This is a genomic window from Bacillus cereus group sp. N31, assembly GCF_016483245.1.
GTDB lineage: Bacteria > Bacillota > Bacilli > Bacillales > Bacillaceae_G > Bacillus_A > Bacillus_A toyonensis.
On sequence record NZ_JAEHCH010000012.1, the window covers coordinates 114,557 to 132,272 of the forward strand.

Below are 17,716 nucleotides of genomic sequence, written 5' to 3' on the forward strand. Positions count from 1 at the left end.
ATTTCCATACACAGGAGAATTATTCAATTACTTATTTAAGTTAATTAATCGACAAATTGGGAGGCGCATTTACATAGCTAAGTAATGACTACTTTTTGTATTGATTTATTAAAAGGAAACAGCCGTATTTCTCAAACGAGAAGATACGGCTGTTATGTTTTCGAGAGTAAACAATTTTATTTGTATTGAAAACTAGTTTTTATAATAAGGATTCATAAATATTATATTAAGAGGTACCGCCACATCGCTATCAACCTAAGATTTCAAATTACCCCCAAAACGACAAATCTCACTTCTGATCTGAAAAAAGATAAGAAGTGAGATTTTTTTGGATACTACCAATAATGATAGGTTATATAAACCTCGCATGAAGAATTGCTAATTCACATAAATCGGTTAGCGGAAATTAACAATAGTTTCCTTCTTCATCAATCCCAATTGGATAATATGGCATAGATTTTATAATCTCATACAGTTCTTGGTGCGTTCCTGATAACCAATCTGTAACAAAATTTCTCGGATTAGCGTACCCTTCACCTAGCATATTTAATTCTTCACATTTCAACCAATATTCCCTCAAGACAGCTATAATTCGTCCTTGATTAGAGATAGGTCCAAATATCTCCTGAATCCATTTTTCTAACTCTTTCTTACATTCAAATTTATACTGATTTATGATACGAATTCTTTCAAATCGTTCTTTTTCTTCGATAACAGCCTTGATTAGTTCAAAAACGTAATCTTGAAATAACTCATCGTATTTAGACATTCTTAGTTTCTCCTTCAAAAATCGAATCTGTTTAGTTTTAACTTACGAAACATCTAAAATAAAAAGTAATATTAAATATATGTATATCTCATACAAATCGAGTTAACATAACTCAAATAAAGGAACCTACTTATAACAATCTCCCTTGTCAAGGAAATCAAAAATACGTTCAATATTTTTTTTTCAAATCTCATTGAAGAATGGATTGCATTAAGAAAGATTTCAACTTTAGCATGCTCTTTGCCTAGTAAACTATTAACTTTCAAAGCAAAATCAATAGTTTGTTGTATTGCAATTTTTTTTGCACCAGAACCAATTTTCTTATGTAGAAAAGATCCAAGTATCAAATCGGAACTTCCATTTTTATTTATTAAAATTAGAGCTTACGAAGAAGGTGGTTAATCAGAGCAGCCCTAACAGGAAGTTGATTGATTTCAATATGCTCATTTTCGGCATGGTTACCTTCTCCCACTGGACCTAACCCATCTAGCGTTGGAATGCCTAATGCGGAAGTGAAATTCCCATCACTGCCCCCACCCACTGATTCCTCAGTCAAGTGAAACCCTAATTCAGATGAACATGTTTTTGCCAGATCAAATAATTTTTCATTTTGAGCTGTTCTTTCCATTGGCGGGCGGACAACTCCACCTGCAACCTGTAAGGATATCCCTTCCAGATGCGGCTTTAGCCCATGAATGATTTTCGAAACACGCTCCCCCTCACCGAACTGGCTGATTCGTAGATCCACATTCAGTTCCGCTTGTTCTGCTACCACATTTAAGCCACTTCCTCCTCGTACCACGCCGACATTTAGAGTTGTGTCTAACTCATAATCGGTAAGTGAGTGCAAGAATAAAATCTGATGAGCCATTTCCTGTATCGCGCTGATTCCATCCTGATGATCCTGCCCTGCATGCGCTGCTTTTCCTCTAATCTGGATTGAAAACTTGCCCACTCCTTTTCGGGCTGTTTTAAGTGCACCTGTATGTGGCGCTGCCGGCTCCGGAACGAGAACAACCTGGCTCTTTAAAGCTTCCTGTTCGATTAATGCTCTAGACGTGTTGCTTCCAACCTCTTCATCGCTAGTGCAAAAGAAAACGATTTTCTTGTTTAAGGAAATCTCCAACTCACGGCAGGCTTTCAGTGCCCAAAGAGCTTGGATAATTCCTCCTTTCATATCCAGAATGCCTGGCCCATACGCCTTGTTCCCTTCTACTCGGTAGGAAAGTCTTCCTACTTCACAAACAGTGTCAAAATGGCATATGATTAAGATTTGGTCATCGCCTTTCCCATAACTAAACCGGAGGTGATCCCCCGCATGCTCTTGGGGAATCACTTCCGCCTCAATGTCAAGATGCTTCTTAAACAGCTGTTGAATTACTTCTCCACATTGATCCACCCGTACTTTCGAATGCGAAGGCGACTCAGCTAGCACAAGTGTTTTTAGATCCTCCAAGATCTCTTCTTGGTGTTGTTTTAAATATTCTAGTACTTTATCCATATTTGAATTCCCCTTAATAAATGGTCAATTTTTTAGAAAGGTCCCCAGTTAATCATCACACCGATAATGATGAAAATACATGAGAGGACAAACCAAACTGCCGTTAATGGAAGCATGAACTTCACCCATTTTCCATAGGAGATGCCACTCGTTGCTAGTATACCCATCAGCACACCGGATGTCGGATTGATGGTATTTACTACTCCTTCCCCCAACATAACTGCTTGAACAACTAATTGACGTGTAATATGCAGCAAATCTGCCAAAGGAACAAGAATCGGCATCAACACAGTAGCTTCCCCGGAACCTGAAGAAATCAAAAAGTGTAGAGCTGCACTTCCAATAAACATTCCAATCGAAGCAGCCATCGGAGACAACGGTTCAAGGAATTGGGCCAACGCATTGACGATGGTATCTAATATCCTTGCATCCTCAAGGATTAAGCCTACGGCTCTAGCCATCCCGACAATAAGAGCTCCATAGACCATTTTTTTACAACCTTGAATAAATGTCAATGCAATATCATTTGCACTCATTCGAGCGATCAAACCGGCGCCGATGGCAATAAAAATGAAAAGACCAGCCATTTCATTTTCCGTCCATTTAAATTTCTGAGAGAAAACGATAAAACCTAGCAAGGACAATCCCGCAAACGATAAAATTAGCTTTTGCTGCAAGGAAACTTTTACCGTAGTCTCTACTTCAGCACCTTTCACTACAATCCCAGAAGTGAACGATTCTGGGCCAAGGATGCTTTTGGTCGGGTCCTTTCGAATCTTGCGTGCATACAAATATATATATATAAGAGTAGCAGCCAAAAATGCTAGGTAGATAATAATCCGGTAGCCCATTCCCGAGAAAAGCGGAAGTTCGGCAATACGCTGGGATAGCCCGAGCGTTTGAGGAGCAAAAACAGGTACGTTCCAACCAACAAAAGTTCCTAGATAAATAAGAGAAACGCCGAAAATAGGATCCAATTTCAATTCACGTGCGATAAGTAATCCTAACGGAATGAAAGCGATTACAGCATTGACTAAAATCCCAGTCGTTCCCAAAACAGAAAATAGCAATCCTACAGGGATAATTAACAACAGTAAACGATTCTTGAATCGAGTAAGGGTGGACTTAAGAAGCGCATCGATCGCACCCGATTTTTCAATGACCGCTAAGGCTCCGCTTGTAAATAAGATAAGGAAAATAAGCGGCGCACCTTTTACCATTCCGTGTTGGATCGTAGTAAAGAAGTCTATGAAACCTGTGGGATTTGAATCAATATAATGAAAACTTCCAGGTACCGTTAGGGTGACATCTCCTTTTTTTATCTTGTCAAATGCACCTGACGGTAAAATGTATGTGGCAATAGCGCAGATTAATGCAACAAAAAATAATAGAACATAAGCGTCAAGCTGTGCGAACCTTCTATTCTTATCTACTTTCTCATGAGCGGCTGTCTTTTCAACTGCTGTCTCTTTCCTAATTGATTGCATGAAATTTCCTCCAATTCCGAAATTCTTTTTTCATCTTACTCCTCTTTTTTCCTTTGGCGCTTTGAACCCCTTATTTTGATTGACTCTTCAATAAGTCATCTCCTCTTTTCATTGTGTTTTAAACTTCAGAAGTCACAGTTTATTAAAGCAAGAATCATGCCAACTTTAATTGATGAGAATATTCTACCAAATACTGATATTCAGTCAATTTTTAAGTTGTTTTATTAGTATCGGGTCAGTTTTTAGGTTGTTTTATTGGTTATTTTATAACCTAAAATATAACTATTACTATATTATCGATTCATAATAGCAAATTAAATCTTCCGTCCAAAGAAAGATTTGGTGCCAATAAATGTATTTAAAAGTAAGGTACTCTTGCCGAAAAGGCGGATTCGTATCCCTCACGATTGTCCAATCTCTATCATAATAACGCGGATAATGAAAGGTGACGCTGACCAAACGCAAAAAAACTACAAAAGACATATTATAAAAATTAAAAAGATGATTCTTCTACTTTGAATTGCAACCGAATTTTTAGTAACACTCTAATCTATCATTTTAGCCAAGAAGACTCCCTTCTCAAAGAACGTGAAAAGGACATCCCAGTGAGTAGTAGGGAGATAAATTGGCTTTTTGCATAAATAGAACTCGTCTGTTGGCTGTCGTTCACCTATAACATTCAAGAGTCGTAAAAAGAAAAAAACATTAAACTTGTAGCACAAAAACCAAGTTTCAAATTGAAAAAAAGACTGAAAACCATACCAATTTCGTATCAACCGTAGGGACTATGGGGATATCCTTCTAAATAACTAGCGGTTACGCTGGTGTTCGTAGGAATCTCATACTTCAAGCGCAGCTAAGTGGGGCAAAAGCTTCAGCTACTAAAAAAATCATTTACACGCCGTATGTTTTATGAATGAAAAAATCCGAAAGTATGCAAATTGCGAATAATAAATTGCATACTTTCGGATTTTTAATTTTATTCTTTATTTTGTTACGGTACCCTTTAGCCACGCATGAAGCACAAAAATCAGCAATTTACCACAGAGAATGAAAATGGTTCGGGACTTTCAATACTAATTATTAATCCAGTCAATCTAGTCCATAGATTCATGAGGCATTTGGCGCTCTTCATTTTTATAAAGAATAAACTACGCCTATTTAAGCATTACCTTTTATCCCAATTTACAGAAGTTAATTTTCATGGTAGCTGAATAACTAAACAAATATCACTTTTGTAAAATGGGCCCTTCAGGTTTCCAAAGGGATTAAAACCCTAATCAAAAACTTCCCTATTTGTGAGGTTTTAAATTTATGTCCTTTTACTTAGGACAGACAAACAATAACTACTAGGGCATCTTCTTCAATTAATTAATTTCTTTTTGATACTTTGTAAAACCTGTATCCCCATAGGAGTGATCGTTGTACCTTGCTTCTTGACACCTACTGCGACACATCCACATCGTTTGAGAATCGTTAGCTTATAGCGAATTTGAGCTTCGGATAAGGGATGGGAGAGCAATGAGCGTAAAACAGTTCGTCCCACCCGTTCCTGCCGTTTACTCATATTCCACAAGATCGTCAATATATCTTCATAATCCATTAGGGAACCGTGACGTGACAAGAATTGAAGGATGTCCTCCCTTTCCACTGTTTCGCCTTCGGCTGTTGGATCGTGAGGAGTTGACAAGATAAGGCTATTATTCAATATACGTTCAGGAATATGTTGTAACTTCACTGTATCTCCTTCCACGATTACCATCAGATACTTAATGAAATTTTCCAACTCCCGAATATTACCTGGCCAGCTGTAGTTTAAAAGAACATTTTTTACTTCAGGTGTAAATCGTAGTTTTCTCCCATTATCGTAAAAGAAATAGTTAATGAGGATAAAAAGATCCTCTTGCCGTTCTCTAAGATTTGGGATATTTAACGGCAAAACGTTGAGTCTATAGTACAAATCTTCCCGAAAAGCCCCCTTAGACATCATACTATTCAGATTTCGGTTTGTAGCAGCGATCACCCTGACATTGATGGGAATTACGCGATTTCCTCCTATCCGCATTACCTGCCGCTCTTGGAGCACACGCAGCAAAGCTGCCTGAATACTGAGAGGAGCATCCCCAATCTCATCCAAAAAAATGGTTCCATTATGGGCCAATTCGAATAGACCCATTTTCCCTCCTTTTTTAGCTCCTGTGAAAGACCCCCCTTCGTATCCAAATAATTCACTTTCTGCCAAACTTTCTGTAAGGCCAGCAAAATTGACCGGGACGAATGGTCCATCCCGCCGGGTGGAATACCTATGAATCGCTTGGGCAAATACTTCCTTACCTGTACCATTTTCTCCTGTGATCAATACGGTAAAATCACTTTCTGCCAGTCTGACAGCAACCTGTTTCACAGAGGTAATGGAATCGCTTACACCGATAATGTTTTCGAAAGAATATTTTGTCGTCAATCCCAGTCTGCTGCTATTTTTGCGGATTTCCTGTTCATTTCGTTGGACAATTGTGACATCTTGAAACGTAACAACGACGCCCATCAAATGCCCATCCAGCATCATGGGAACTTTGGTAACCAGAAGAACCTTGTTCCGTATCTCCAATAATTGATTGGACTCCTCCACATGAGACTGAAAAATCTGATTCAGGTTAAACTCAGAAATTACATCCCAGTACGTCTTTCCAAGGCAATTTTCTGCAGACAGGCTGAGGATTTTCTCTGCTTCTTCATTAAAAACCGTAATGCGTCCCCATTCATCCATACTGATAATTCCTTCATGAACAGCATTAAATACGGATTCCAGCTTTTGATTTAACCGTTTCTCATTGTTTACGGAATTGGCTAAATTCCTCCCAAGGCGGACAAAATCACTGAAAAACTCCGCAGTATAGAAATGCGCATTTTCTATGGGAAGATTTAATTGTTGAGCAATATCATAAATCGTTGTCAAATCGATCGGGCGTATGTCCAAATCAATCACTTTATCAATCGTCTCCGGGATAAGTTCTTTTAATCCATGAGTAACCGCTACTTCGATACCCTCAAGTACAGGCTGGATTTCCGCTGGCTGCGGAACGTATGGAATAAAGTGCAAATGCTCAAACCCCAGACGATTCAAAAGCTCAATAGCATCTACAATCGTGTCCATACTATTCGATACAAATAGACATTGGGTTCCCGGAGCTAATTCCATCAGTTGTTCGAGCTTTGGTAAACAAACGGTTCTTCTGGCAAACAGTGTCCGCTCATGGAGTGGTTTCGGTAAACGATCCAATATACTTTCAGCGGAAACTAGAATCAGTTCACACTCATCCACTAATTGGTTATCTAGCTCTCCGTGCTCATGAACAGTATAAATCTGAATATTGGAACCAAAAAACATTCTCAGGTTAGTCTCAAAGGTTTGTGCTAGCTTTTCCCCTCTTGTTAGCAGTAAAATGCTTGGTCTCCTCATTTTTCTCTCCTCTTAAAATTCCTTTTTTAGAATAAGAATAACCTAAAAACAAATCTAAAACCATACCTAATAAAAAATGAAACCCGTTAGGGTTTATTTGATATGCAGAATTTCTAATAATCTACATTGGTTTTTTAGAAAAAGAAAAAGTTTCTTTTAAAACTAATCATTCCTAATCTTAGCTTGATAACGATGGGTCAGCACCACATCCCTATCAAGCTAAGGTTTTGAAGTACCCCAAAATGAAAATTTTCTTGCTCTGCAGGTAGTGATTTGGAAAAGTCAGCTCTTTTTTGTTTTGGGGGTGTTTATTTTTCTTAAGTTGATGGCGATGAGGGAGCACCCCAGAGCTATCAAGCTAATATTCTTAACTACCTCCATTATGAAAATTCTATATCTTTTCAAAATGTTTTTTTCGCAACTAGAGGACAAATAAAAAGGTCCTTAACAATTTGTTAAGGACTGCGGAATAAAACCGCCATTTGGGTTGCAACCCAATCAGTTTGTAGAAAATAAATTGCGATTATAATAGCAATTGTATTCCCAAAAGCAATGTTTCAAATGGATTTTAACATACCTGTAACTGTATTGGTATCAACAAAATGTGGATTGGATTACAAATAGTGGTTTTGAATAGTAGAAAGACACTGAAACCCCGAATCGTCAATAAAATAAAAGAAGTCAGTTCCCTACATTAACGGGTGCTGACTTTTTTACTTTATTTTAAATTTCCTTCTTTTTAGTGGATGGTGTTTGAGCCTCTATTAAAGGTTCTAGTGGTGGCTCGAGCGTAACTTAAATTTTATCTATTTGGTATATTTTTTCTTATTCCCCTTTTTCGAGGGATGGGCAAAAACATCCAAAATGGATTCCTTTTGCTTTTTATCAAATAAGGACTGTTAAAACCTTTCTGATTAAACTTTATTCTAAATCTACAGTTAGCCACCTATATTTATCTCTTTTTCTATTAATCATACCCTTCGAACAGGTCTTCTTGGTTCAGAACTTTTAACAGCGGTTACCATGTCATGTATCTTAGTATTTAGGAACTTCTAATATACTCTTTTTCTTCCCATCATATACAATAGCTGTTTTTGCTTTTATATTCTCATTATTATATATAAAATCTTGGTTTGAAAAATTTACAATCACTTTCATGTTTTTTCCGAATGTCGTACTTTGAACTTGCCGATCTTCAGACAATACTTCAAAATTAGTCATTGGTTTTGTTACAGCTTTCTCATGAAATGGAGACCATACTTTCAAATAAGAGGTAATAAGGGATTTACTTTTCTCCCATTCATTTTTATCAATATGATATAAAGGTGGAACATTATACAACATTTCAGATAACATTCGATTTCCTATCTCATCCTTAATTCTAAAACTCCCCCATCCCCATTGGTGTGTAGTAATAATTGAATCATTATATACAAGTTTATATAAAGGAACTGAATATACAGGATTATTATAAATGTTTTTATAAATAGGCTTAATAGGTATAGTTTTTCCATTCAGTTCTGGAATAGCACCATTTGGTGAAGTGAATTTATATCCTCCTACATAGTATGGGCTCTGTTTATCTTTCATATCAGAGTCGGGCCAAATACCAGGTGTTTCTATTCCATGCGCAAAGGCAATTATATTACTAGCAAAGTCATTCCCACCTTCTGATCCGACTACCATATGTTTTTCTTCGCTAATATATTTCATTCTTTGCAATCTCGCTTTTACATCTTGCTCCTGGGTAGTAATGTGATTTGGGGAATAATCATCATAAATTTCGCCTGTAGCATCGCAATCGACAAACCAAGAATTAAAAGGTATATTATTGTGTAAAATATCATCTACACGTTCTTTCACACTTGGTAATGATAAAGTTGGATTTAACTTTCTTCCTTTCCCTGCGAATCCTCCTATTTTTTCTCCTTTTTCATTCGATATTGTAGCATTTTCATATAAATTTTTATCTTTAAAGGAAGCCGTATTCCACTCTCTACTTCCAACTTCATGAATCGAGTGGTATGAATCATACGGTCCGATTAAATACCCCATTCTATTTGCTTCTTCTACCATTTGGGGATTCATTAATCCATTAGCCCAATTAGATAAACCTATCCATGCTTTTTTAACATTCGATTTCTTCATATCAACTAAAACATCTGTTGTTTCTTTCTGTTCCCATCTACTTACTTCATCCACTGCCTCTGTTAACTTACTCTTAATTAATCCTTTGTTCAGTGTATATAGTTCTTGTTCACTTAAGTTTTGGATTCCTTTTTTCAACAATTTGTTTATTCCAGCATCTGGATTACTAAAAATATCTTTATTATAAAGTTGTTCTAATTTTAATACCTGATTTATCGCATTAACTATTACTCTTTGCTGGCTTTTATCGATGGCTTTTTGATTCTTTATACCTTGCATAACAGTTTCAAAATCTTTTGAGCCATCTTCCGTATTTTCTTGTAACAACTGTGCAATCCACTTTGTAAATGTCTCATCCACTTTTTGTGTGAATTTATCCCACTTGATATTTTCTACTGAAATCCCACTGTGGTCCCAAAAATAAATATGAGGAGCACCAAATAATTTTTTAATGTTCGGATTTGTTTTTGCTTTTTCTTCTAGTGTCTTAAATTCTCCCTGTTCTTTTATATAATTTTTATAAACATTTGCCATCGAGACAGGGTTTTTATCAGTCAGATACAATTTGAATCCATATTCTTTATTCTTATTAATAGAAGGATATTGATGTGTAAAACTAAACTGTATATCGGAATCAGCAGTGAAATGAATATTATCATTATACATATTGTCAGCTATATACATAATGGAATATTTAGATTTATTCAATGCAAAGAATCTCATAGAAAAACTTTCTATAAATGAAAAGTCTTGATCTTTTAAAAACTGTTTCCAGTCTGAATCATTACTAGGTATATTTTTTCCTTCCCATAATGGTAACGTATAGCTGTCTGCACTTACTTTAGGCCATGTAAATTCATTAGCTCCTTCAGGCTTAGTAGATTTTAACTTAATATTTAAATACGACTCTTTCTTTTCAATCTTCACATCTATTTGGTCATCTGGATAACTCCATGATATACACTCACCTTTTTTTATTAGATTTGCTATTTTTTTCTTTGGTAGTGGTAAGGAAGCATTTTCTCTTACACCATCTTTTTCCACGAAAATTTCACTGGTTTCAGGATTCACATCAAAAGTAAAATTTTTGTATTGAGAAACTACGTTCTGCCCCTTTGTTGTAATATCCTTTTGTTGCGCATAACTCAGAGAGGGTAATGTAAAACATATTGAACTCATCAAAATTGGAATGACTAGCTTGTTTATTTTTTTATTCATACTTATAAACCTCCTTTTTTGTATTTCTAACATACAAATACATTGTGACAGGAATGTGACAATGTATTTTATTATTATTTAGCTTCATGATGAGTGGCTCAAAAAAGGACGAATTCTTGCCGTGATCCTATTTCTTATAAATAACTTTAAATTAATATCTACATAATAATTAATTAGTAAAAATATAAGTATGAGTAAATAAAGAAGAATGATGCATTCTTATAGAAGGACATATATTTAGATTCAGGATTAATTAACTATAAGAAAATGCATTTCATATTATAACTAAATATAATTTATGAATATATGTAAATGGAATTGTCTTATCTTTTTTTATTTATGTGATAAAGAAATTAGATATAGGAAAATTATACAAACGTTTGTTTTAAATATTTTAGTTATGGATCAATGTATGAGGCTGTATAGTGATAATAAAGTTATTGAATTTTGATTAAAAAAGATAAGAGCCTTACTACATTCTATATGCAGCAAGGCTCTTTAAAGTTGTTTCAAATTATATCCATCTGCTTATGTAATGCTTAAAAAATGAATAATAAAGTTGTTTACTTCTTATTGAACTAACGCCCCCGTTAGTTTAAGTGTAACTCTTCACAATTATTTGATATTATATAGATAAATAGAAATATAAATCAGAATTTAGTTTATAGTTATAAAAATAAGTTATTTATACCCTTATAATTCTTCAGAAAGGAGAGTGTATGAAAAAGACTATTGTTTTTGTATTAACGATATTTATATTATTCTCAGGATTCGCAACACAAAGTTATGCGTTGTCAGATTCGAAATCTGTGGCAATACAAGCATTGCTAGATGATGCCTGTCGTACGTCAGGTGTGCCTGGAATGTCACTCTCAATACTTGCTGATGGTGAAGTGTTCTACTTTTCTTCTGGGTATGCAGATCTTGAAAAGGGACTGTCTGCAAGTGAAAATACACTCTATGAGTTGGCCTCGGTGAGTAAAGCTTTTACTGGTATGGGGATTTTGCTATTGGAAGAGCAAGGGCTGCTATCAATGACTGACCCTATCCAAAAATATTTACCTTGGTTTACGTTAAAGTATCAAGGTAAACCTGTTGATATGCAAAACCTTACACTAAATAACTTTCTTCACCATACCAGCGGCCTAACAAATATTAGACATCTTCAAAATATTCCACAAGGTAATACGCCTGATATGTTGCAAAAGACTGTGGAAACGCTGGTAGATGCAGAATTGGCGTTCTCTCCTGGTGAACAATATAACTATGGAACCGTTAATTATGACGTATTGGGTTTGGTTATTGAGATTGTATCACGACAAAGCTATGAAGACTTTATGAAGGAGCAGGTATTTCTACCCTTAGGTCTTCACCAGACGTATGTTTATAAAGAAGATGCTCAAGCCACTGGACAGTTAGCACAGGGTTACCGTTCTTCCTTTTTTATAACAACTCCATTTAACGCTCCGTATTATACTGGGAATAAACCCGCCGGCTATATCATTTCTAATACAAAAGATATGGCGCGTTGGATGGGCATACAGATGGGTATCGTGCAGGACATACCCGAAATATTTCACAGGGCCATCGAAAAATCACATAGGGGTGATATGTCTGTTTCGGCTGTCAATGATATGTATTATGCGGCAGGTTGGTCGGTAAACGCCGAACAAACGTTTATAGAACACACTGGGGGTAATCCAAATTTTAGTACCAAAGTAGCCATACTGCCAAATGAAAGAACAGCCATCTGCTTACTGAGCAACGGCGCAAATACCAATATAAACCTGGTACTACAAGTTAAAAATATATTAAACGGCAATCTAACTCAGTCATATGAGATAAGTGGCACACAGCTTTTGGACATCATTTTGTCGTCTACCACAATTATTCTTTGCCTATTAGCCGTTCTGTTATTTTTCTTAGGATTAAGAAAAAGGAAAACGAATGAGCAGCAGCCAATGACAAAAAAGAGAACAATCGTAACAATTATTTTCCTAATCGCTACGATTGCCCAGTGTATAATGTTTTTTGCCTTCGATTGGTCAACGATACTTATTTGGCAAACATATAGTGTTCTTACAGCTTTAATTTCGTCAACATTATTAACAGCAAGCATTACTTGTTTTGTATATACACACCGATTAGATGCCTCGGTCCGAAAATAAGTACAATGTTAAGTAAATAAATCTTAATTTATCGATATCCTTAATTAAAAAAACAGAAGACACCTCGGTGTCTTCTGTAATGTCATCGACACTTCTCCTAGTTAAACCCACTTGCTATTTCTTCCACTAACCTGCCTCGTTAGTAGAAGAAGGATTTTTAAACTACTATATTATTTTTTAAATGACTTTATTGTAAATTAAACAACTTTATTATCTCTGTACAGAGGCATCATGAGTTACAGTATTCAGTCGTCTGCTTAGTTAATTTCTCATTTATTATATAAATTTTATATAGCAATAAAAAAAGCATCCGCTATGGATGCTTTTTTTACAAAAGGAATTTATTCCTAAATTATAGTTAATCGTCTAATAACGATATTTTAAATCTAAGTCATCATAATACTTTCTAGCGAAAGCATAATCTTGTTTAGAACCTTTTTTTATAATGTACCCTCTTTCAATAAATGGAATTCCCTTATTTTGGTATTGAGCACTACAATGTCCGTCTCCTTGTCCATGAAGATGCCATGTCGCACAATATGGGCACCAAACTGCAAGAATTCCTACGTTTGTTTATAAAATTTATTTATTTAATAATATTTTTTACGTCTCCAATACGTATATCACCATCATGATGATATTCAATAACATACCCCACATCTGGTGAGTATATCCAGGTATCAAAACTAACAGCTGTAACATCATCTATTACATTTAAAACTTGGTGTAAATTTGTTTTTATTATTGGCACTCTAGCATTATCCCAAATAATATATACTGTCTGAGAATATGTTCCAAAACAGTTCTGTAGATATAATCTTATTTCATCCTCATTATATAAATCACCATAGTTTTGAATGTTGGACCAATCTACTCTCCCCCATGATGTAATAGGAAATGCATTCCCAAAACTTTTTACTATTATTTTCCCTTGATTAGTTTCTAAAATTTCAATTTCTGCGCCTAATGCTTCAATACATTCTTCCAACAATGTTGCCATTTTATCACCTACTTAATAAAAAAAGTAGAAATTAATTATTTATATGTTTTTTATTATAGATACTTATCTTTCGATTTTTATATCCTTACACCATATTTCTAAGTCCATAGGAGGCATAATTATTTTACAGGTATATAATTTTAAACCTTCTTTTTCTATTTCACCAATTTCAATATCATGAAGAAAATATGGTAACTGTTCATGTGTAAAAGTTTTTATGGATCTTTCTTTTACATATCCCATACTATGTTTAAAATCTATTTTATAGCAACCACTAAATTGAAGGGTGACATCATCATCCCCATCTTTAAAAATTAAAATCACTTCATCACCAAAATAATCACATTCTAATTTAGTAACCCAAGCATCCCAGTAATATAATTCATCAATTTTTTTTTGTATTCTCTGTACTTTCATTTTCCCACCTCAATTCTTACATTTTATATGGTATATGAGCATCTGGACTTTTAGCATCTACTATATTTCCGTTTAAATCTAATGGATTTTTATTCCCATCATATAAATGTACATGATCATATTTTGTTACTTTATCGGGTGGGTCTATTCGCATCCTAATTGTATCAGTAGCATCTCGAACATGAACAAATCCATTATTCTCAGTATATTTCCATCCTTCTGGAAGTTTTTCTAAGATTTCTTTTTTGGTCATATTGGGTATATTTCGAGTACTTATTTTACCAAATGCATTAGTATACTTAGCAGCCGCTTCTAGTGCTTTACCTTTCTTCTCAAGGTCGCCAATTTTCCCTACGACTTTCCCAATTACTTTAGATGTACCACCTGATACAACTGCTAGTGTACCCCAGCCATAATCTTCAGGTCCATATTTTTGTCCTGTTACTACGTCTTTCCCAGTAACAAGTTGTCCAATCTCTTTCCCTGTCCCAATTACTGGTGTAATATCTAATATAAATGATAAATCACCATCATTCTTACGGTCATATATTTTAGAAGGATCGCCACCTAAATCACGTAGTGCATTACTTAAGTCAATATTTCCAATATTTTTAGCCGCTGCAGATACATCAATTTTATGACTTGCCAGTTTGTTCGCAGAATCCATAAATAAGTTCGCAAGATCTATTCCCATATTAAAATCTGTAAAGAATCCTGGGACTTTCGCATCTAACGCCTGTAAGTCTTGTGCAATGACTGGAACGTTTTTTCTTGTTACTTGTACAAGTTCCTCCATCCCAGGCTTCGCCTCTTCTATTGAATGTTTCAAGCGAATGGAACTATTTACGACTGGCCCTAAGTCTTTAATGGCACCAGATAATCCCTTCGCTAACTCTTGCATATCCAATGTGCGTTGATGAACAGCTGCGTTAATAACTGCTTGCAATTCAAGAGCTTTAACTGCAACCACATCTAATGCTTTATAGGTTTCCGTATACGCTTGAACCATGGATACATATTGTTGAAGTATAAAAACATATGTATCCATACCAAAATCTAGTAATTCTTTACCATCGGCTCCAAGTAATTTTACAAGTTCTTTCCTTTGCGTAACCGTTAAATTTCTTATATCACCTTTCATGGCATTTACTAATTCTTCTAACTTATCATGTGCTTCTTTGATGACTTGCCTTTTATACTGTACATCTTGCTTTGCTTCGTTAATGTCTCTGGAAAGATTCTCTAAATTTTCTGCATCATCTACCCAACGTTGTTCTTCTTCTTCTAAAATCTTAATTGTGTTATTTATAAGCGTTTCATCACTTTTTAAATAATTAAATACACCTTCAAATATCTTAACTTTTCCATCAAGAAGCGTAAGTGGACTTTTTGCTTCCTGGTCAAAAATAATTGCATCATGAATACGTACATATCCTTTTTCTCCTTGATAATTAACCTCATACCAAGAACCGACTTTTCCTGTTACTTCTATCACTTCACCAGTATTCACACGTTTTGCACGTAATGCTTTTCTTAAATCTGGTTCTGGATATACTTTTTTAACAAGAGATTCTAATGTAATCCACCCTTTAACCATATCTCCGTCTTGATTAAAGGAGAATTTCTTGTCTTTATACGTAAAATCGCCTGTTTGTAAAGCACCAGTAGGATGTAGTAAATACCAATTAAATTCTTGCTTCATCCAACCATTTTTTGATTCATGAGAAGCATCAAAATAATATGGTTTCCCATCAACATTTGTAAAACCTGATTGCACAGAGCCTAATGGACTGAAGTAATAGATTTTCCCATCAATATGTTGAATTCCGGTTTGCACCACACCATCTGTTCCTAGATAATAATCTGATCCATTTGTATGTACCCATCCCGTTTGCATAAAACCATCCGGACCAAAATAATAACGTTTTCCGTCAATTGTTTGGAAACCCGTTATTTTTTTTCCATCTATTTTATAATACGTCCACTTTCCCGCTTCTTGTACCCAACCTTTTTGATTATCTAAATAGAGTGCTTCTTTTAATTGATCAATCCATTTTAATCCATTCGCAAGAAGCGCTGCATCACTATCTAATTGTTTATCAAATTTCTTTTGAATATTGGGCGGAAAGTACTTTTCGGGATCTTTATGATACTCAGTTATCATAAAATGAGATAAATTCGTCGCTTCCTTTGTTACATCCCATGAACGAACTGGTGATTCACCAATTACAACAGACTCCAGTACTCGAACATATCCAATTTCTTCTTGATATTTTACTTGGTACCATAAACCCTGCTTCGAGATAACTTCTAAAACATCTCCATCCTTTACAGGTTTAGATTTAAATAGAAATTTTGTTTCTGGCTTTGGATAGATTCTTTTAACAGCAGAACGAAGTGTAATCCATCCCTTTTCCATATCCCCGTACTTATTAATTTCAAATGGTTTTCCTTGATAGGTAAATGTACCTGTCACATACTTCCCATCTTTTAAATAGCTCCATGAAGTTGCAGAAAAGCTCCATCCGGTCTTTAATTTACCAGGTTCACTATAATATAAATTGTCTTTCCCTGCTTACTTTCTCCCTTGGTATAACCTTCCATCTTTAAAGAAGGAATACTCTATTCCATCTAAAGTAATGTTGTCGCTTCGTTTACTACCGTCTTTTTCGTAATAGTACCAATTCTCATTTTCTTTCACCCAGCCTACCTTATTTAAAACTTCGGCTGCTTCTGTAAATGTTGGTGCATAGGTAGAAAATAAAAAAAATAATGATACTATAAGTCCTATGACTTTCTTCATACTCGCATCTCCTTATTAATTCATTAAAAACTTTTTAATTATATATTAGATTTTATTACTATTAAAATAATAAAGACGGATATGCATAATTGCATAACCGTCTTATCGATTCTCCGAAAATAAAGAAGCATCTAATTTAAATTAGATGCGGAATGTATCAAGTACATTATCTTTTTCTTCTTTATTAATACCAATGTATCTTAGTGTAATTTGTGGTGTACTATGATTCAATATTTCTTGTAACATAGCAATATCTTTTGTTTGCTTGTAAAACCAATATCCAAATGTTTTACGCATGGTATGAGTTCCTAAAGATTCAACTCCGGCAAAATCCCCGGCTTTTTGTAACTGTCTATAGGCCTGAATTTTACTAATAGGTTTATCCCCTTTTCGAGAAGGAAATAACCAGGGACTTTTTAGACTTTCAGCGTATGGAAGTACTTCCTCAAAAATGGACGTAATATTTATGATACGCTCCTTTTTTGTCTTTCCTTCTTTTACTTTAAATTCTTTTCGTTTTTTTCGCTTCAGTTTTAAAATTTCACTCGTTTCCATTTTAAGTAAATCACTTACACGTAACCCCGTATTAATACCAATTAGAAATAAAATGTAATCACGATCTGAACAATGACGTTTAAGAGACCATTTCATATCTTCGAGCTGTTCTTTGCTTCGAATTGGTTGTACATCGATTAAATGTTTCTTTTTATCCATCTGTTTTTCAATCCCTTTATTTTCAATGATT

The 17,716-nt window shown here is 34.9% G+C and carries 11 protein-coding genes; 1 reads left to right on the forward strand and 10 read right to left on the reverse strand.

Translation table 11 applies throughout. From position 1 onward, the window contains the following. Nucleotides 1-406 precede the first annotated feature (406 nt). From JDS81_RS16395 to JDS81_RS16415, 5 genes are all read right to left on the reverse strand, one after another. A complete protein-coding gene (locus tag JDS81_RS16395) occupies nt 407-769 on the reverse strand; it encodes a hypothetical protein (RefSeq protein ID WP_097814493.1) in 363 nt (120 codons plus the stop codon). Nucleotides 770-1,145: 376 nt separating this feature from the next. After that, on the reverse strand, nt 1,146-2,270 hold the full coding sequence (locus JDS81_RS16400; RefSeq protein ID WP_199688571.1) for a M20 family metallopeptidase: 1,125 nt from the start codon (nt 2,268-2,270) through the stop codon (nt 1,146-1,148). Nucleotides 2,271-2,302: 32 nt separating this feature from the next. Further along, nucleotides 2,303-3,757 carry a YfcC family protein gene (locus JDS81_RS16405; RefSeq protein WP_199688573.1) on the reverse strand — a complete coding sequence of 485 codons (1,455 nt, stop codon included), beginning with the start codon at nt 3,755-3,757 and terminating at the stop codon, nt 2,303-2,305. A gap of 1,363 nt (nt 3,758-5,120) precedes the next feature. Further along, a complete protein-coding gene (locus JDS81_RS16410; RefSeq protein WP_001254150.1) occupies nt 5,121-7,217 on the reverse strand; it encodes a sigma-54 interaction domain-containing protein in 2,097 nt (698 codons plus the stop codon). A gap of 1,035 nt (nt 7,218-8,252) precedes the next feature. Continuing rightward, on the reverse strand, nt 8,253-10,583 hold the full coding sequence (locus tag JDS81_RS16415; RefSeq protein ID WP_199688575.1) for a glycoside hydrolase: 2,331 nt from the start codon (nt 10,581-10,583) through the stop codon (nt 8,253-8,255). A 719-nt stretch (nt 10,584-11,302) separates the two neighbouring features. Between JDS81_RS16415 and JDS81_RS16420 the strand changes: the two genes are divergently transcribed. Next, the gene (locus tag JDS81_RS16420; RefSeq protein ID WP_070174391.1) at nt 11,303-12,751 is read left to right on the forward strand and encodes a serine hydrolase domain-containing protein; all 1,449 of its coding nucleotides are present in this window, start codon (nt 11,303-11,305) and stop codon (nt 12,749-12,751) included. Nucleotides 12,752-13,337: 586 nt separating this feature from the next. On the opposite strand, the gene JDS81_RS16425 is transcribed toward JDS81_RS16420, so the two are convergent. The 5 genes from JDS81_RS16425 to JDS81_RS16440 all read right to left on the reverse strand — a co-directional run bounded on the left by JDS81_RS16425 (nt 13,338) and on the right by JDS81_RS16440 (nt 17,685). Next, nucleotides 13,338-13,751 carry a CDI toxin immunity protein gene (locus tag JDS81_RS16425; protein WP_199688577.1) on the reverse strand — a complete coding sequence of 138 codons (414 nt, stop codon included), beginning with the start codon at nt 13,749-13,751 and terminating at the stop codon, nt 13,338-13,340. 63 nt (nt 13,752-13,814) lie between these two features. Continuing rightward, nucleotides 13,815-14,168 carry a hypothetical protein gene (locus tag JDS81_RS16430; protein ID WP_199688579.1) on the reverse strand — a complete coding sequence of 118 codons (354 nt, stop codon included), beginning with the start codon at nt 14,166-14,168 and terminating at the stop codon, nt 13,815-13,817. 16 nt (nt 14,169-14,184) lie between these two features. Beyond that, nucleotides 14,185-16,644, reverse strand: coding sequence for a pre-toxin TG domain-containing protein (locus JDS81_RS16435; protein ID WP_374221158.1), 2,460 nt, complete (start codon nt 16,642-16,644; stop codon nt 14,185-14,187). A gap of 99 nt (nt 16,645-16,743) precedes the next feature. Continuing rightward, nucleotides 16,744-16,971, reverse strand: a complete 228-nt coding sequence (locus JDS81_RS31080; RefSeq protein ID WP_374221159.1) for a hypothetical protein — start codon at nt 16,969-16,971, stop codon at nt 16,744-16,746. 141 nt (nt 16,972-17,112) lie between these two features. Further along, entirely contained in the window at nt 17,113-17,685 is a 573-nt protein-coding gene (locus tag JDS81_RS16440; protein ID WP_199688581.1) for a tyrosine-type recombinase/integrase, read from the reverse strand. Nucleotides 17,686-17,716 lie beyond the last annotated feature (31 nt).